The 16,567-nt window shown below is 73.9% G+C and carries 14 protein-coding genes; 3 read left to right on the top strand and 11 right to left on the bottom strand.

Annotation, left to right across the window (positions count from 1 at the left end; translation table 11 throughout):
• The first annotated feature begins 145 nt into the window (after positions 1-145).
• Positions 146-1,570 (top strand): lytic transglycosylase domain-containing protein, encoded by a 1,425-nt coding sequence (locus ACZ6NC_RS39500; RefSeq protein WP_465738730.1) that lies wholly within the window; start codon positions 146-148, stop codon positions 1,568-1,570.
• Between the two features lie 189 nt (positions 1,571-1,759).
• On the opposite strand, the gene ACZ6NC_RS39495 is transcribed toward ACZ6NC_RS39500, so the two are convergent.
• Together ACZ6NC_RS39495 and ACZ6NC_RS39490 are read right to left on the bottom strand one after the other, a co-directional pair.
• A complete protein-coding gene (locus tag ACZ6NC_RS39495; protein WP_465738729.1) occupies positions 1,760-2,344 on the bottom strand; it encodes a TerD family protein in 585 nt (194 codons plus the stop codon).
• Positions 2,345-2,564: 220 nt separating this feature from the next.
• Positions 2,565-3,212, bottom strand: a complete 648-nt coding sequence (locus ACZ6NC_RS39490; protein ID WP_465738728.1) for a class I SAM-dependent methyltransferase — start codon at positions 3,210-3,212, stop codon at positions 2,565-2,567.
• A gap of 297 nt (positions 3,213-3,509) precedes the next feature.
• Here ACZ6NC_RS39490 and ACZ6NC_RS39485 point away from each other — a divergent pair, with 297 nt between their 5' ends.
• Positions 3,510-5,855 carry a glycosyl hydrolase family 18 protein gene (locus tag ACZ6NC_RS39485; RefSeq protein ID WP_465738727.1) on the top strand — a complete coding sequence of 782 codons (2,346 nt, stop codon included), beginning with the start codon at positions 3,510-3,512 and terminating at the stop codon, positions 5,853-5,855.
• A gap of 85 nt (positions 5,856-5,940) precedes the next feature.
• Here ACZ6NC_RS39485 and yidD read toward each other — a convergent pair whose 3' ends face one another.
• The 8 genes from yidD to pdxR form a co-directional block, all read right to left on the bottom strand.
• Entirely contained in the window at positions 5,941-6,489 is a 549-nt protein-coding gene (gene yidD / locus ACZ6NC_RS39480; RefSeq protein ID WP_465738726.1) for a membrane protein insertion efficiency factor YidD, read from the bottom strand.
• A gap of 110 nt (positions 6,490-6,599) precedes the next feature.
• On the bottom strand, positions 6,600-7,373 hold the full coding sequence (locus tag ACZ6NC_RS39475) for a bestrophin-like domain (RefSeq protein ID WP_465738725.1): 774 nt from the start codon (positions 7,371-7,373) through the stop codon (positions 6,600-6,602).
• Between the two features lie 141 nt (positions 7,374-7,514).
• Entirely contained in the window at positions 7,515-8,393 is an 879-nt protein-coding gene (locus ACZ6NC_RS39470) for a hypothetical protein (protein ID WP_465738724.1), read from the bottom strand.
• Between the two features lie 246 nt (positions 8,394-8,639).
• On the bottom strand, positions 8,640-10,049 hold the full coding sequence (locus ACZ6NC_RS39465; protein WP_465738723.1) for a family 2B encapsulin nanocompartment shell protein: 1,410 nt from the start codon (positions 10,047-10,049) through the stop codon (positions 8,640-8,642).
• Between the two features lie 466 nt (positions 10,050-10,515).
• Entirely contained in the window at positions 10,516-11,469 is a 954-nt protein-coding gene (locus ACZ6NC_RS39460) for a hypothetical protein (protein ID WP_465738722.1), read from the bottom strand.
• Positions 11,470-11,616: 147 nt separating this feature from the next.
• Positions 11,617-12,510 carry a DUF1963 domain-containing protein gene (locus tag ACZ6NC_RS39455; protein ID WP_465738721.1) on the bottom strand — a complete coding sequence of 298 codons (894 nt, stop codon included), beginning with the start codon at positions 12,508-12,510 and terminating at the stop codon, positions 11,617-11,619.
• Positions 12,511-12,732: 222 nt separating this feature from the next.
• A complete protein-coding gene (locus ACZ6NC_RS39450; protein WP_465738720.1) occupies positions 12,733-13,242 on the bottom strand; it encodes a hypothetical protein in 510 nt (169 codons plus the stop codon).
• A 279-nt stretch (positions 13,243-13,521) separates the two neighbouring features.
• Positions 13,522-15,099 carry a MocR-like pyridoxine biosynthesis transcription factor PdxR gene (gene pdxR / locus ACZ6NC_RS39445; protein WP_465738719.1) on the bottom strand — a complete coding sequence of 526 codons (1,578 nt, stop codon included), beginning with the start codon at positions 15,097-15,099 and terminating at the stop codon, positions 13,522-13,524.
• 186 nt (positions 15,100-15,285) lie between these two features.
• Here pdxR and ACZ6NC_RS39440 point away from each other — a divergent pair, with 186 nt between their 5' ends.
• The gene (locus tag ACZ6NC_RS39440) at positions 15,286-15,612 is read left to right on the top strand and encodes a chaplin (RefSeq protein WP_465738718.1); all 327 of its coding nucleotides are present in this window, start codon (positions 15,286-15,288) and stop codon (positions 15,610-15,612) included.
• A gap of 142 nt (positions 15,613-15,754) precedes the next feature.
• On the opposite strand, the gene ACZ6NC_RS39435 is transcribed toward ACZ6NC_RS39440, so the two are convergent.
• Entirely contained in the window at positions 15,755-16,168 is a 414-nt protein-coding gene (locus tag ACZ6NC_RS39435) for a universal stress protein (protein ID WP_465738743.1), read from the bottom strand.
• Positions 16,169-16,567 lie beyond the last annotated feature (399 nt).

Below are 16,567 nucleotides of genomic sequence, written 5' to 3'. Positions count from 1 at the left end.
CAGGACGTCCTCCGCTCACCCTGGCCGCGTCAGATCGTCGTGATACTAATCATTCCGGTAATGCGAACTGTCATGCACCGGCAGGCACGATGGTGACAGCCCGTCCGTTCCCCGAAGGTCCGGACGGTCAGGGGAGGGGCACGGCATGAGGGCAGGGCTGGGCAACGCTGGACATGGCGGCACGGGGCGGACGGGGCGCCGGCTGCGACTGGGCAAGCGCGTCACCGGGACGGCGGCGGCGTTCACCGCGCTGGCGGCGCTGACCGGTTCTCAGGTGAGCGGCCTCGGACTCGCGCCCGTCGCGGCGGCCGGCACGGCGCCGTCCGCCATCGACCCGCTCACCCCCGTCTCCGTCTCCACCACCCTGCCCGGTGCCGTACGCCCGGGCACCGGACAGCCGACGCTCGCCAACACCCCCGGCGGCGGCCTCCCCGTCGACGGCGGAGGCACCACCCCCCTGCCGCAGCCGCCCACCGCCCTGCCCGAAGGCCCGTCCGCCGGACCGTTCCGCACCGGGCCCGCCCTGCCGGAGACCGTCTTCGCCGCCTACCGCAAGGCCGAGGCGGCCCTCGCCCAGCGCTCGCCCGGCTGCCACCTGCCGTGGCAGCTGCTGGCCGCCATCGGCGAGGTCGAGTCCGGCCAGGCCGGCCGCGGCGCGGTGGACGCCGCCGGGACGACGTACCGGCCGATCCTCGGCCCGGTGCTCGACGGCAAGGGCTTCGCCGCGATCCCCGACACCGACGGCGGACGACACGACGGCGACCGCGTCTGGGACCGGGCCGTCGGCCCGATGCAGTTCATCCCCTCCACCTGGGCCTCCTGGGGCGTCGACGCCAACGGCGACGGCCAGGCCGACCCGAACAACATCTTCGACGCCGCCGAGGCCGCCGGCCGCTACCTCTGCGCGGGCGGCCGCGACCTCGCCGACCCGGCCCAGCTCGACCGGGCGGTCCTCGGCTACAACAACTCGGGCGAGTACCTGCGGACCGTCAAGAACTGGATGGCCCACTTCGGCACGGGCACCACGACCACCACCCCGGACCGCCCGGCCCCGGCCGCCGCGCCGACCCTGCCGACGTCGCCCCTCTCGCCCACGGCGACCACCGCGCCCACCGCGCCGGTCCCGTCGGCCACGACCCCGGCAACGCCGTCCACCACGCCGTCCGCGACGACTCCGCCCACCTCGCAGCCCTCCCCCTCGGCCACCACGGCACCGACGACCGGTCCGACGGCAAGCCCGACCGCGAGCGCCACGCCCACCACGCAGCCCACCACGACTCCCACGCCGACGGCTACGCCCACCGGGACCCCGAGCTCCACCCCCAGCACCACCCCCAGCGGCACGCCGAGCGCGACGCCGACCACCTGCCCCGTCCCCACGGCCACCGCCACGGCCACCCCGAGCGCGACGGCCTCCCCGTCCGCTTCCGCCTCCCCGTCCGCGACGGCCACGCCCACCGCTCCCGGCTGCCCGGCCCCGACCGCAACCCCGTCGGCGAGCACGACCGCGACCGCCACCCCCTCCGCCGCCCTCTCCCCCTCGGCCGCGCCGTCGCCCTCGGCGCACTGACCCTCGGCGCTCTGCCCCCCGGCGGCCGCGGCCCGGCCCCTCGGATCACCCGGCCAACCGGAACCGGGCGTCGTCGAGCACCCGGCAGCGGTGGCGACGCGGTGGGGAGAGCAGGCGCGGGGCCCGTCCGGGGGGAGATCGGACGGGCCCCGCTGCTTCCGGGGGCCGGCCAGGGCCGGCCGTTGAGGGTCAGAGGTGCTTGACCAGCTCCGGCATCAGGTCCTGGAAGGTGCGGCCGCTGGCCGGCTGGCCGATCGCGGCCATCTGCCAACCGCCCGCCGCGCGCTGCACCTTGGCCATGATCTGTGCGGTGTACGGGCCGCCGCCGGTGAGCGTGTAGCGGGCGAGCTCGGCGCCGGTCTGCTCGTCGACCAGCCGGCAGAAGGCGTTCTCGACCTCCTGGAAGGTCTGCCCGGTGAAGGAGTTGACGGTGAAGACGATCTGGTCGACCTCGGCCGGCACCCGGGCGAGGTCCACGGTGATCGACTCGTCGTCGGTGGCGTCGCCGGCGCCGCCGGTCAGGTTGTCCCCGCTGTGCCGCACGGAGCCGTCGTTGCTCTGCAGGTGCTGGAAGAAGACCACGTCCACCGGCTTGCCCTCGGCGAACAGCACCGCCGAGGCGTCCAGGTCGATCTCCTGCGAGGCCAGCAGCTTGGCGAAGAAGCCCTTCTTCTGCGCGGCGCGCCAGCCGAGGCCCATCCGCACCAGGCCCAGCTGACCTCCGCCCGGCTTCTCCAGGCTCAGCTTCTGACCCTTGGCCAGCGAAACGCTCATCGTGCCCTCCTCGTTCCTCCGCCGTGCGCGCTTCGAATCTACAGCACTGTAGAGATTCCCCGGGCCGGCGTTCCGTCCGCGCGCAGCATTCGCTCCCAGGGACCAGGTACCCCGCTCCCGCGATCAACACCTCATCATCCGAGTACGGAGAGAGATACCCGGGGATCGACACCCTCCCCTCCACCGGGGAGGGCGCCCGGCGCTGCGGCAGCCCGCCCGGTCAGCCGGTCCGCTCCAGCCGCACCAGCGCGTCGATCGCCTCGGCCCGGCCCCCGCCGTCCTCGGCGGGGTGCCGGTGGCCGGCCTCCGCGGCGACCGGGCGGCGGACGCGTTCGGCACGGACGGTGCGCAGGCCGGCGTCGGCGAGGTCGGCGAGGATGTCGGCCGGGGTGAAGAGGACGCGCGGGTCCCGGGGGCCGCCGACACCCTCGGTGAGGTTGGTGGTGTCGTGGCCGACCACCAGCAGGGTGCCGCCGGGGGCGAGCGCGGCGGCGGCCCGGCGCAGGGCGGTCCGGCGGTCGGCGGCGGGGAGCTGGAGGTAGGCGACCACGACGAGGTCGTAACCCGTGGGCGGAGCCGGGAAGGTGCGGGCGTCGCCCTGGCGCCAGGTGAGCCGGGCGGCGACCTCCCCGGGCAGTCCGGCGGTGAGCCGTCCGGCGCGTTCGAGGGCGACGGCGGAGAAGTCGAGGCCGGTGACCTGCCAGCCCTGGCGGGCCAGCCAGATGCTGTTGCGGCCCTCCCCGGCGGCGAGGTCCAGGGCCCGCCCGGGGGTGAGCCCGGTGATCTCACGGACCACCCAGCGGTTGGGTTCCGCTCCCCAGACCAGCTCGCTCGCGGCGTAGCGCTCGTCCCAGTCCCGGCTGTCCATCGCTCGTCCTCCGTTCGACGGGGCGGGTCCGTCCGGCAGGGCCACCCTGTCCGCCACCGTACCGGCGCGGTGGCTTTCGGCCATCCGGTGGGCGGACGCCCTTGACGGCGAATATTGGTCCAGTCCAATCTGTGATGTCGTTGATGCGTACGGACCATTGGTCCCACCGCGTCACCACGCGGTACCGAAGCATCTGTTCACCCCGGCCGCGCGCCCCCACAGCGCTCGGCCCGGCTCCCCGCGGCCCGCCCGGGCCCATCGCACCGCCGGAACCCCCACTCATCCGGAGGACACCGCATGCACGACAGAGTCACGCCCGCGCGCCCTGCCGAGCGCCGGGCCGCCGCGCCACGCCGGCGGGCCACCGCGCTGGCCCTGGCGGCCACGCTCACCACCGGCAGCGCCGCCCTCGCCCTCTCGCTCGACACCGCCTCGGCCGCCTCCGTCAACCTGCTGACCAACGCCGGCTTCGAGACCGGCGGCCTGGCAGGCTGGAGCTGCGCCAACGGGTCGGTCGTCACCACCCCGGTCCACGGGGGCAGTTACGCACTCAGCGGCGCCGCCTCGGCCTCCGACACCGCGCAGTGCCAGCAGGCCGTCGCCGTCCAGCCGAACACCCAGTACACCCTGGCCGGCTGGGTGCAGGGCAGCTACGTCTACCTCGGCGCGACCGGCACCGGTGTCAACTCCCAGGCCTGGACGCCGGGGGCCACCGGCTGGACCCAGCTCAGCACCACCTTCACCACCGGCGCGACCACCACCTCGGTGACGGTGTTCACGCACGGCTGGTACGGCACCGGCACCTACCGCGCGGACGACCTCACTCTCACCGGCCCGGCCGGGCCGACCGGCAGCACCAGCCCGACAGCGTCCAACAGCCCCACCGCGTCCGGCAGTCCGACGGCGTCCACCAGCCCGACGGCCTCGACCAGCCCGACCGCGACCACCAGCCCCACCGCCTCGACCAGCCCCACGGCGACGACCAGCCCGACCGCGACGGCCACCGCCACCTCGACGGGCACCGGCCCGGCTGGGGACGGCAAGGTCACCACGCCCACCGGCGTGACCGTCAGCAAGGTCACCCACAACGCCGTGGTGCTCACCTGGCAGCCGTCCACCCTGACCACCGGCGACGGCCCGGTCTCGTACAAGGTGTACTCGGGCGGCCAGTTGGTGGCGACCTCGATGGGCACCTCGGTGGCCGTCAGCTCGCTGCTGCCGAGCACCGCCTACGGCTTCACCGTCCAGGCCTACTCGGGCAGCCACGGCTCCGCCCAGTCCGCACGGGTCGCCACCACCACCGCGGCCGCGCCCGCCGCGGGCCCGTTCCGCTCCGCCTACTTCGACCAGTGGGGCGTCTACGAGAACGCGTACCACGCGAAGAACGTCGACAGCAGCGGCGCCGCCGGCAAGCTGGACGTCATCACCTACGCCTTCGCCAACATCCACCCGACCTCGCACACGTGCTTCCAGGCGGTGAAGGCCTCCGACTCGGCCAACGAGTCCAACCCCAACGCCGGTGACGGCGCGGGCGACGCCTACGCCGACTACCAGGCCGACTACAACGGCGCGGCCAGCGTGGACGGCTCCGCGGACACCTGGGAGCAGCCGCTCAAGGGCAACTTCAACCAGCTGCGCCAGCTGAAGGCCAAGTACCCCAACCTGCGCTTCACCATCTCGATCGGCGGCTGGACGTACTCCAAGTACTTCTCGGACGCGGCCGCGACCGACAGCTCCCGCAAGGCCTTCGTCTCCTCCTGCCTCGACATGTTCCTGAAGGGCAACCTGCCGACCGGCATCGCCGGTGACGCCTCCGGGGGCCCGGCCTCGGCGGCCGGCCTCTTCGACGGCGTCGACCTCGACTGGGAGTACCCCGGCTCGGCCGGCGGCCACACCGGCAACCACTACTCCCCCGCCGACAAGCAGAACTTCACCCTGCTGCTGAAGGAGTTCCGCACCCAGCTGGACGCCCTCGGCAACGCCCAGGGCAAGCGGTTCCTGCTGACCGCGGCGCTGCCGAGCGGCCAGGACAAGATCGCGCAGCTGGAGACCGACCGGATCGGCGCCTACCTGGACTACGCCGACGTCATGACCTACGACATGCACGGCGCCTGGGACGCCAAGGGGCCGACCAACCACCAGGACCCGCTGCACGACAGCCCGAACGACCCGACCACGCCGATCACCCCGGGCACCCGCAAGTACAACGTGGACACCACGCTCACCGCGTACACCACCGGCCTGCCCGAGTACGGGATCGCGGGCGGGTTCCCGGCGAGCAAGCTGGTGCTGGGGATCCCGTTCTACTGGCGCGGCTGGACGGGTGTCCCGGCCGGCACCGCCTTCGGCCTGTACCAGAGCGCGACCGGCCCGACGCCGGCCAAGCCGCTCAGCGCGGAGGCAGGCCTGGCCGCCTGGAAGGAGCTGAACGCCACCGCCGCCACCACCCACTGGGACCAGGTGACCGAGACCTCGTGGGTCTACGACGGCACCAACTTCTGGACGGGTGACACCCCGCAGGCCATCCAGGCGCGCGGGGCCTACGCCAGGAGCAAGGGCCTGGCCGGGATGTTCGCCTTCTCGCTGGAGAACGACGACGCCTCCGGCACGCTGCTCAACGCACTCGACGGCAGCCTGCACTGACGCATCGTCACACAAGGCCGGGGGCCGCACGGATCACTGTGATCCGCGCGGCCCCCGGGTCGCTTCCGCCGTCCGCCGTCCGGGGTCAGCGCTCCGGCACCGGGTCGACCCCGTTGCCGCGGCGGGCCACGCCCGGCCGGCAGCGGAGCAGGCGGCCGACCGTCAGCCGGGCACCGCGCACCGCGCCGTGCCGGTGCAGCGCCTGGACGGCGTACGTCGAACAGGTCGGCGTGTACGGGCAGCAGGCCGGGCGCTTAGGGCTGATGTCGGTCCGGTAGTACCGCACCGCGCCGTACAGCACGCCCGCCGCGAAGCCGCCCGGCGCCGGCGCCGCCGGGTCGGCGTGACCGCGGCGCGGGCCGCGGCCGCCGGTGAGGGCGAACCGGACGCCCGCGACCGTCATCACCGGGACCAGCGCGATCAGGCAGGGATCGCCGAGGTCACAGCAGTCACAGGCGTCGCAGGCGTCCGACCAGTCACGGTCCTTCTTCTTGCGGTTCTGCCGCTTGTGGGCCAGCCACTCCCGCCGCTGCAACTGCCGCCGCCGACGCTCCTTCTCGGGCAGCCACCACCACGCCCGCTCGGGGCGCCGCGGCGGATGGGGGGCAGGCTGGTGCGGCGGCGGGTAGGCCACGGCTCACGATCCCTTCGGAGGCACCGACGGGACCGGCCCCCGACGGCCCGATCAGATTATCGAAGGCAGACTGTCGAAGGGCATGGCCCCGGCGGACCGGCCGGGACGGGTCACTCCTGGCCGCCACCGAGCGTGGGGAAGAGGTCGGTGAACGGCTGGGTGGTGACCGAGACGCTCCGTCCGAACGGGTCGTCGAAGTCCCAGATCAGGAAGAGCAGGAAGGCGATCAGCGCACTGAACGCCCCTGCGAGCAGCAACTCCCGGGTCGAGCGCCGGATCTGGAGGGCGAACACCATACCCACCGTCACCACGGCCCCGACGATCAGGCCGAACCAGACCACACCCGGCATGGTCGGCCCGGCGTTCTGGCCACGGGCGTTGCGGGTCTCGTCGGCGATGCCGATCCGGTCCATGATCGGCTGGTAGGCCTGGGCCTCCAGGTCCGACGCGGGTGCGCGGGTCGCGACGTCCGTCCGCAGCTTCTCCAGCAGCGCGGTGCCCTGCTCGGAGATCTCGCCGTGGTCCCGCATGTACTTCCACTCGACGTCGACCACGTACGAGACGTAGGCGTCCACGTCGGCCCGGACCTTGTCGCGGAACTCGACCGGGTAGACCTGGGCGCGCTCGCTCACCTCGTGGAGCGACTGCGCCTCGCGCAGCACGTCGTCCTGGGCGGCGCCGCGCGCCTCCCAGACACCGGCGATGGCGAGGCCGAGCACGATCGCGTAGACCACGCCGATCATCATCGTCATGTACTCGATCACGTCGGGCGTCTCGTCGGTGTCCTCCTCCTCGCTGGCCCGGCGGTGCCTCAGCAGCACCACCGCCACCACGACGACGCAGGCCGCAGACATGGCGATGGCCAGCGCTAACCACTCGGACATGGGAACTCCCTTCTTCGGCTGGGGTTTTCCGGCCGGGGTCGCCGGCCGGTCGGTCCGGCATCCGGCCGGCCGCGTCGTACGAAGCGGCCGGCCGCCGGGGAATGTGCTCGGCGCGGGGCGGTGTCGGTACCCGCGCCGCGGTCAGGAACGGCCGGTACCACCGCGGCCGGACCGGCCGCCGCCGCGCGGGCGCAGGGCCGCCGCAGCGAGCACGGCGGGCACGGTGACCAGCAGCATCGTCCTGGTCGGCGAACTGCCGTGGTGGCGCGCCGGCGCGGGCACCGGCGGGGCCAGCGGCACCCGGACCTGCTTGACCACGGGCTTCGGCCGCACCGGGCTGGGGGCCGGCGGGCTGGGCTCGACAGTCGGCGCGGGCGGCTCGGGTGCGGGCGCCGGGGGCGGGACGACCGGCTGCGCGGTGGGCTTCGGCGTGGGTGTCGGCATCGGCCGGGGTGACGCGGGCGGCGGGGTGGGCCTCGGCGTCGGGGCGGGCGCGGCCGGCGGTACCGGTGCGGGGGTCGCTGTCGGTGCAGGGGTCGGCACCGGGGTGGCTCTGGGCGGCGACGTCGGGACGGGTGTCGGCGTCGGCGTCGGTGTCGGCGTCGGTTTCGGGGTGGCAGAGGGGGTGGGGGTGGGCGTGGGCGTCGGGCACGGGTGGTGGTGCTCGGGCGGGTGACCGGGCTTGGGGTGCGGGTGCGGGTGCGGCTCGGGGTCAGGCTTGGGGTGGTGCAGTACCCCGGAGAGGTCGACCGTCACGCCGACCTCCACGTGGACGTCGACCTCGACGTCCACGCCCCCCTTGCCGACCGACACCGAGACGTCCGTATCGGTGTCGACACAGGTCTCGACCACCGGCCCGTGGGGTTTGCCCCCACCGTGGTGCTCGGGGGCGCGGGCTCCGGCCGCGCCGCTCAGCAGCGCGCAGAGTGCGGCGACCCCGGCCGCCGCACCGGCCAACCGGACCCGGCGTCCGCGCAGAGCGCCGCCGTCACCGCTCACCATGATCAGGTCTGCGGTCACGGCTGCCCGTCCACCGGTATCCGTCGTGGCTGCTGGGGCTGCTGTCGCTGCAGCATGGGCTCCATGCACCTCTCGCATCGTCGGGAGCGTCGTCAGGGGATCGGCCGGCGCCGGGAGGGCCGACACCGGACGGCCCGCCTCGAAGGGCGGGCCGTCCGACATCAGGTGAAACGATCTTGCGGTGGGCCGGGTTACGGCCGGACCGCGTCCTGTCCGGCCGTCAGCGGCGACGGCCCGGCACGCCGCTCAGTGGCGGCCGTGCGCGATCTCGACGTTCTCCAGGACGCCGACCGCGTCCGGCACCAGGATCGCGGCCGAGTAGTAGGCGCTGACCAGGTAGGAGATGATCGCCTTCTCGCTGATGCCCATGAACCGGACCGAGAGGCTGGGCTGGTACTCGTCGGGGATACCGGTCTGGTGCAGGCCGATGACGCCCTGGTTGTCCTCGCCGGTCCGGATCACCAGAATGGAGCTGGTGTTCTCCTTGGTGATCGGGATCTTGCTGCAGGGCAGGATCGGTACCCCGCGCCAGGCCGGCACCTGCTGCCCGCCGAGGTCGACATGGTGGGGGTAGAGCCCGCGCGCGTTCAGCTCACGGCCGATCGCCGCGATGGCGCGCGGGTGGGCGAGCAGGTAGTCCGGGTCACGGCGGCGGCTGAGCAGCTCGTCCAGGTCGTCCGGGGTGGGCGGGCCGGAGTGGGTCTGGATCCGCTGGTCGAAGTCGGCGTTGTTGAGCAGGCCGAACTCCGGGTTGTTGATGAGCTCGAACTCCTGGCGCTCGCGCAGCGCCTCGATGGTCAGCCGGAGCTGGTGCTCGGTCTGGTTCATCGGCTGGTTGTAGAGGTCGGCGACCCGGGTGTGGACCTTCAGCACGGTCTGCGCGACGCTCAGCTCGTACTCGCGAGGCTTCAGCTCGTAGTCCACGAAGGCGCCGGGCAGCTCGTACTCGCCCCGGTGGCCGGCCGACATGGCGATCTCGGCCTCGCCGCGCTCGTTCTGGCGCTGGAGCGGCAGCGCGAGGAAGTCGTGGATGTGGTCCTGAAGGGCGGTCGAGCCGTCCCGGATCGCCTGGAACTCCCGCCGGGGCAGGGAGAGCACGGTGCCGGCGGTGGCGGTCGTGGCGGTGTACTCCCAGACGGCGTCGGGGTCGAGGACCGCCTGCTCGCCGAAGCGGTCGCCGTCACCGAGGACACCGACCACGGTCTCGTCGCCGTACTTGCCGGTGCCGATCTGGTTGATCTTGCCGTGGGCGATCAGGTAGATCCGGTCGGCGGCCGTGCCGCGCTCGGCCAGCACCTCACCCGGGCCGAAGTCCCGCTGCTCGCAGCGGTCGGCCAGGGCGGTCAGCACGTCGTCGTCCTCGAAGCCGCGCAGCAGGGCGAGTTCACCCAGCTCGCGCGGGATGACCCGGACCTGCGAACCGGTCTTGATGAACTCGATCCGGCCGTCGCCCACGGTGTAGGTGAGACGGCGGTTGACGCGGTAGGCGCCACCGGCGGCCTGCACCCAGGGCAGCACCTTGAGCAGCCAGCGGGAGGTGATCTCCTGCATCTGCGGCGCGGACTTGGTAGTGGTGGCGAGATTGCGGGCAGCGGCCGTCGTAAGGCTCGACTGCTGCGGAACCTGCTGTGTCTCCGGGCTGGTGTCCACCGGCATCGGCAGGGTTCTCCTTCATCTGGTCAGGTCACGCCGACCCGCCCCGGAAGCTACCGTGGCAGATCGTCAGATAGGCGTCATGGTGGGGGCGTTGGCGAAATATCCGCACTCTTATCCGCCTCTCGGGCGGCCCACCGGGAACCCTAGATCACCGCCACCCGGCAGACCTCGTACGCACGGTGAGTGCCGCCCGATAGGGTGAATCTCCACCGTGGAGTGGTTGGAATCCGTCAGCTGCCCCTAGACGGAACCCCGAATTCCTGTGCATGCGAATCGCCCCCGGCCCGGAACCATCCCATCCACCCGAACGGAGCAGCGGCACCGCCTGCGGCCCGACCGGGGAGGCGCCAACCACTGGCACGGGCGTTCGATCCTCGAACGGGTGGCGCGGACCGGCGCCCCGGGGCCCCGGCCGTGGTGTACGGGAGGCGGTGAATCCGCGCCCACCGGCACCCGCGTGCCCGGTTCAGCCCCCTCGCACGCGCCGGCGCCGCCGGTACCAGAACATGCCGACCAGCCCGGACAGGCCCAGCAGTACGACGGCGAGGGCCGCCCACCGGCTGCCCGCGAGGTGGATGTCGGCGAGCAGCAGGACGACCACGCCCCCCACCGGGATCAGCAGCGAGAGCACCGCCTGGAAGACGGCCCCTGTGATCCCGGGGTCGGAGCGCGCATGGTGCTGCCCCAGCCGGACCGTCGGGTCACCGCCGAAGTGGAAGGCGACGGCCCGGGCCGCCATGCGGTCGGTGGCCCGCGAGTAGGAGACCGCCAGGTACGGCAGCCAGACCAGCGGGGCGACCATGCCCACCAGGAGAACCAGGATCACCAGCAGCCACTCACCGGTCGTCTGCCGGCGGGACGGCGGCGGGTCGGCGTCCTCGCTCGTCAGCCCCAGCAGCCGGGCCATCCGCCGGATCAGCGACCAGAACCCGCGCCGCCGGCCGCCGCTCCCGGCGGCCGGCGGGTGCGCCGCGAGGGCGCGCTCCGCGGCGGCGACGTCGGGGTGGACGCCCTGGAGCACCAGCAGTTCGGGGGCCCGTGCGGAAGCGGCCGGGTCCTTGCCGGACAGGGCGGCGACTTCGAGCAGCAGCTGCCCCTGCGCCAGCAGCGCGGTGCAGAACGCGAACGGGATCAGCCACACGAACGGCCCGGCGACGAAGGCGCCCTCCCTCCGGCTCACCCGCCGGGCGTGCTCGACGGACCGCGCCACCAGCTCACCGGGCGCCGCGTCCGGATGCTCCGCCCGCAGCGCGGCGACCCGACGGGCGGCGCGGGGTCCGCGATGGCGGACGGCGAACACGGCGAGGAGCTCGGGCAGCCGGGAGGGGTGGGCCCGGACCGCACGCACAAGCTCCGCCACCGGAGGTTCGGGCAGGTCGGGCTCCTCCGGCAGCGGTACGGCCGATCCCTCGGGTGTCACGTCTGCCTCACCGCTTCACGTCTGCCCACTTCGCCGGGCCGGCTGCACCTCAGGCCGCTCCTTCTCGGCCGCGGGCTGCTTCGAGCGGGTGCCGCGACCTTTCCCAGCAGCCTAGTGGCGGCGCGCCGGAGCCGCTCGCGCCGCTGCTCAGGCCACCTCGAAGCCGTGCCGGACCCGGTCGAAGCGGCCGGCCGCCAAGTCCTCGTCGGTGATCCAGAACGAGACGTTGACGCACTCGCCCCACGCCACGTCCAGGGCCTGGTTCTCGATCTGGAGCAGCGGCCGGTGGTCGGCCGGGCGGCCGGTGTCGGTGTCGCACCAGCCCAGTACGCGGACGTCGGGGCGGGGCAGGTGGTCCCGGAAGTCGGCCGCGAGGTCGAGGGCGATCATGAAGTCGTCCGGGAAGAGGTTCTCCAGCTCCTGGTCCTGGTAGGAGGGTGCGGAGAGCTGCCAGCGGGCCCGGACGGGGACGGCCGCGACGGCGGGCGTGCTCAGCTCGCTCTCCGGCGCGGGCCGGGGCGGCGCACCGGCGGGAACGTGCAGGACGCGGCAGCCACGGCCGCTGAAGTCGGAGATCCAGTCGTCGTGGAAGAAGAGGAGCAGCCCGTCCTGGGGCAGCGGCCAGTCGCCGCCGTCGCCGGTGGTGCGGAAGGCCTCCCCCAGCCCGGCGCAGTCGAGCCCGGCGAGGAACTGCATCGGCCGGCCGGCGAACTCGGGCCACTCGGTGCCCTCCGGCAGCGCGGGCAGTCCGCCGAGCCGGCCGGCCTCCGGGCCGCCCGCCTCCGCATCGAGCACGAGGGAGGGCCGGAGTAGCCGGTCGACCAGCGGCGCGGTCTCCGCGTCCGCCCGCGCGCGGATCGCCTCGTACACGGCGAAGGGCATCGGGAGCCCGAGGTCGCTCGGCAGTGTCTCGCCCGGACGTACGGCGCTCCAGCCCGGGAGGGCACCGTCGGGGCTGGTCGCGGTGGTGGTCCCGGGCGCGGTGGTGGTCGCGGGCGGCGTGCCGGGCTCGGGCGCGTCGGTGGTCAGCGGTTCGGCCATGGGCCCAAGCCTGCCATCCGGGTCTGACAGTCCGTGCATCCGCGCGTCTCCGCATCCGAACTTCCGTGCCTCCGGGCTTCCCGTACTTCCGGGCTTCCGGGCTTCCGGGCTTCCCGGCTTCCGCGCGGACGGCCCGTCAGGTGCCGGTACGGGGGCGGCCGGCACCTGACGGGTGTTCGGGGGGCGTCCGGGCAATCCCGGGACTCCCGGTTGCGGGGCGGTTCAGGAGCAGGTGACCTCGTTGCCGGGGACGTCGAGGATGCCGGAGTCGGAGGCCGTACCGGCCTGGTACTCGTCGTAGATGTAGGTGTAGAAGTCGATCCGCGCGCCGGAGCCGCAGGCCGAGTCGGCGGCGATGTCGTAGGTGAGCGTGACGGTGGTGCTGCCGCCTGCCGCGACGGGCACGGTGTGGTGGACCAGGCCGTTGGTGGCGCCGGTGTCGCACCCGCTCACATTGCCGCCGCAGGAGGAGAACGCGTACTTCAGCCCGGAGATCTGGGTGGTGCCATAGGTCGGCTGGATGGACTGGTAAACGAACTGCACGGGGGTGTCGTGCGGATTGGTCAGGGTCAGCGTGAGCGTGACCGAGGAGCCCGGGGTCGCCGTCGCCCTGTCGGAGCTGACGACGAGCAGTGGGGTGTCGGCCTGGGCGGGGGCGGCCGAGAGGAGCAGACCGATGACGAGGGCCAGGATCGTGGCAACTCCGAAGCGGCTCACATGTGTTCTGCGCATGACCAGGGAGCGTAGGGGGCGCCGCCGCGTCCGGCGCCGGTCTCCGCCCGGGCCCGTACGGGCATATGACAGCGGAGCGGACGCGGCGGGCCATTGCCTACGCTCCGCCTTCCCCTGAGCGGGGCGCCCCCTTACCCTCGGGCCGCGCTCGGCTCCCGGGCCGCGCGCTCGGCCCGTCGAGCCGCGCCCGGTCGTTGAGCCGTAGTCCGCCCGTCGAGCCGCGCCCGGTCGTTGAGCCGTAGTCCGCCCGTAGAGCCGCGCCCGGCCGTCGGGGGCTGCTCAGACCGGTGGCGGCAGGATGTCGCAGAGCGCGGCGACGGCCGCCTGGTAGGCGTGGTCCGGCGGCGTGGCGTACCCGACCACCAGGCCGTCCGTCGCGGGCATCGCGTCCTGCCCGGTCAGCGGGTGCCGGTAGTCCGCCAGCCCGTCCACGGCCAGCCCCCGGTACGTGGCCGCCTTGAGCACGGAGCGCTCGGTGCCGGGCGCGAGGCGGAGCACCGCGTGCAGGCCGGCCGCGATGCCGGACACCTCGATGTGCGGCGCCCGCGCGGCCAGGGCGGCCACCAGGTGGTCGCGGCGGTCCCGGTAGCGGCGGCGCATCCGGCGGACGTGCCGGTCGTAGCCGCCGGAGTCGATGAACTCGGCGAGCGTCAGCTGGTCGAGCGCGCTCGCCCAGGCCTCGCGCTCACCCTTGGCGGCGAGCACCCGGTCCACCAGGTGGTCGGGCAGCACCATCCAGGCGAGCCGGAGCGCGGGCGTGAGGCTCTTGCTCGCGGTGCCGAGGTAGACCACCCGTTCCGGGTCGAGCCCCTGCACGGCGCCGACCGGCTGCCGGTCGTAGCGGAACTCGCCGTCGTAGTCGTCCTCCAGGACCAGCCCGCCGCGCCCGCGCGCCCAGTCGACCACCGCCGCGCGCCGGGCCGCGTGAAGCGGCCCCCCGGTCGGGAACTGGTGGGCGGGGGTGAGCAGCACCGTCCGGACGTCGGGCAGCCCGGCCAGCCCGCCGACCTGCGCGCCGTCCTCGTCCAGCGGCAGCGGCACGGTGGTCACCCCGGCGCTCGCCAGCAGCCCGCGGTGGAAGGCGAGCCCGTACGCCTCCACGGCCAGCGGACCGTTCTCGCGGGCGGGCAGCACGGCGCCCGCGCCGTCGAACAGCAGCCGCAGCGCGTGGGCGAAGCCGGAGCAGATGACGATCCGCTCGGGGTCGGTGCGCACCCCGCGGGCGCGGGCCAGGTAGTCGGCGAGGACGGCCCGCAGTTCGCGCCGCCCCTGTGGATCGCCGGGCCCGAAGGCCTCGTTGGGCGCGGCGGTGAGCGCCCGGCGCCCGGCGGCGAGCCAGGCGGTGCGCGGGAAGGAGGAGGCGTCGGGCTGGCCCTGGCGGAGGTCGTGCGCGAGCCGTCGGGGCGGGGAGGCCCGGCGGGCCCGGTTCGGGGCGACGGGCTCGGCGCGGTCGGCGACGGTGGTGCCCGAGCCCTGCCGGGCGGTGAGCCAGCCCTCGGCGACCAGCTCGGCGTACGCGTCGGCGGCGGTGTTGCGGGCGATGCCGAGGTCGGCGGCGAGCGCGCGGTAGGGCGGCAGCCGGGTACCGGGGGCGAGGCGGCCGCTGCGGACCGCCTCGCGGAGGGCGGCCATCAGCGCGGCGCGACGGCCACCGGTGGCGGGCAGTTCGAGGTGCAGGTCGCTGCCGGAGGCGGTGCCGGCGGTGTCAGCGGTGTCGGTCACCCTCGTGGCCGGGGTCGCAGCGGTGTCGGTCACGCCTGTGGCCGGGGTCGCAGCGGTGTCGGCCGGGGTGTCGGCGGTGTCGGTCGGGGCTGCAGCCGACGTCGCGGTCGGGGTGGCGGTCCGGGTGTCCGTCATGGTCACGAACCCTATCGCCGGGCAGCCGACGGCTCCGGGGGCGGGCCGCCCGCACTCCGGCGGGGGCGACGCTGCTCCGGCCGGGTGACGCTGTTCCTGCATCGGGGGCGGATCGTGACTGCGTTCGGGTGGTCCTATGGTCGGATTGTGTCGTGTCAGGCGTGTCGCCTGGCTATTCCTTCCGGCATGACCAACACCAGGAAGTACCTGCTCGCCGCCGGCCTCAGCGCTGCGCTGGCCGTCATCTCCGCCGGTCCCGCCTTCGCGGGCGACTGCGACAGCGCCGGGTACAGCGCCCCCGCCGCCGGGCTCGCCGACAGCACGGCGTCCGGTCTCGCCGACAGCCTGCTGCTCGACGACGCGCAGGGCGGGACCACCTGCATCAACACCGGCAGCGCCACCGCCACCGGCATCGTCACCGGCTCCCCGGGCGTGCTCTCCGGCAACCAGATCCAGATCCCGATCAACGCGCAGTTCAACATCTGCGGCAACAGCATCTCCATCCTCGGCTGACAGACCTGCGCCGCTTTCCCGTCCGTTTCCCGTTCCTCCGTCGCGCGAAGGGCTGCGTTCCCGGCTTCCGTCCGGGAACGCGGCCCTTCCGTCCTTCCGCGCTCTTCCCCCGCCTTGCTCCGACCTTCCCCGGCGGGAGGCCCTACGGCACCACCGTCACCGGCCAGCGCCCCGCCTTCACCAGCCGCACCGCCACCGAGCCGATCACCCGGTGCCCGGCCCGCTCCGAGGCCCCGACGACGACGGCGTCCGCCCGCAGCTCGTCCGCCGTCCGCGCCAGCCCGGTGAACGGGTCGCCGCGGATGGTCAGGAAGCGCCAGTCCAGCCGCCAGACGTCGCGCAGCCGGTGTTCGGCCTCGCGCAGGGCGTCCAGCAGCTCGTCGGCGATCTCCTGGGTGGTCTCCCCGACGGCCGCGCCCGCGAGCGCGGTGGCCGCGCCGAGGACGGGCTGCACGTAGGCGATGGTCAGGGTCGCGTTCTGCCGGCGGGCGAGGCCGGCCGCATAGGCGGTGGCCCGCCAGGAGGAGTCCGAGCCGTCCAGGCCGGCCAGGATCATCCTGGGGCCGTCGGTGCCCAGCTCGAACCCGGCCGGCGCGACCGCGGCCCCCGGCTCTCCGATGGGCTCCTCGGCACCGCCGACGGCCTCTGCATCGCTCTCGTTGCTCATGGCCCGAGGCTATTGCGGACACAGCGGGTGACGGCACGGGGCGCGACGGGTGAGGGCTGTGGTGCGGGCCACCCCCGACCCGGCCACCACCCGGCACGTCCGGCACAGCCGGCGGAGGGCCCGTCACACACCGTCGACGATGTGCGCGGCCTCACAGCACCACCGGTGTGGCCCGGACCACTTTCCGGCCATATTCGATCTTGAAAAATGGGGCATTTGGCTTCAAAACAGCCCATTTCCTTGATTCATACCGCCGGTAACAACACCCTGACGTGCCTAAACCTACGA

This window comes from Kitasatospora sp. NPDC041988 (assembly GCF_055588525.1).
Note: the sequence above shows the minus strand (reverse complement) of the source record. Positions and strands in the feature narration are given on the sequence as shown.

Bases quoted from the DNA above. Each gene is read 5' to 3' on its own strand.
- ACZ6NC_RS39500 (WP_465738730.1), top strand. From the start codon at position 146: ATGAGGGCAGGGCTGGGCAACGCTGGACATGGCGGCACGGGGCGGACG.
- ACZ6NC_RS39440 (WP_465738718.1), top strand. From the start codon at position 15,286: ATGACCAACACCAGGAAGTACCTGCTCGCCGCCGGCCTCAGCGCTGCG.
- ACZ6NC_RS39495 (WP_465738729.1), bottom strand. From the start codon at position 2,344: ATGAGCGTTTCGCTGGCCAAGGGTCAGAAGCTGAGCCTGGAGAAGCCG.
- ACZ6NC_RS39435 (WP_465738743.1), bottom strand. From the start codon at position 16,168: ATGATCCTGGCCGGCCTGGACGGCTCGGACTCCTCCTGGCGGGCCACC.
- ACZ6NC_RS39455 (WP_465738721.1), bottom strand. From the start codon at position 12,510: ATGGCCGAACCGCTGACCACCGACGCGCCCGAGCCCGGCACGCCGCCC.
- ACZ6NC_RS39485 (WP_465738727.1), top strand. From the start codon at position 3,510: ATGCACGACAGAGTCACGCCCGCGCGCCCTGCCGAGCGCCGGGCCGCC.
- ACZ6NC_RS39475 (WP_465738725.1), bottom strand. From the start codon at position 7,373: ATGTCCGAGTGGTTAGCGCTGGCCATCGCCATGTCTGCGGCCTGCGTC.
- pdxR (WP_465738719.1), bottom strand. From the start codon at position 15,099: ATGACGGACACCCGGACCGCCACCCCGACCGCGACGTCGGCTGCAGCC.
- ACZ6NC_RS39490 (WP_465738728.1), bottom strand. From the start codon at position 3,212: ATGGACAGCCGGGACTGGGACGAGCGCTACGCCGCGAGCGAGCTGGTC.
- ACZ6NC_RS39450 (WP_465738720.1), bottom strand. From the start codon at position 13,242: ATGCGCAGAACACATGTGAGCCGCTTCGGAGTTGCCACGATCCTGGCC.
- ACZ6NC_RS39465 (WP_465738723.1), bottom strand. From the start codon at position 10,049: ATGCCGGTGGACACCAGCCCGGAGACACAGCAGGTTCCGCAGCAGTCG.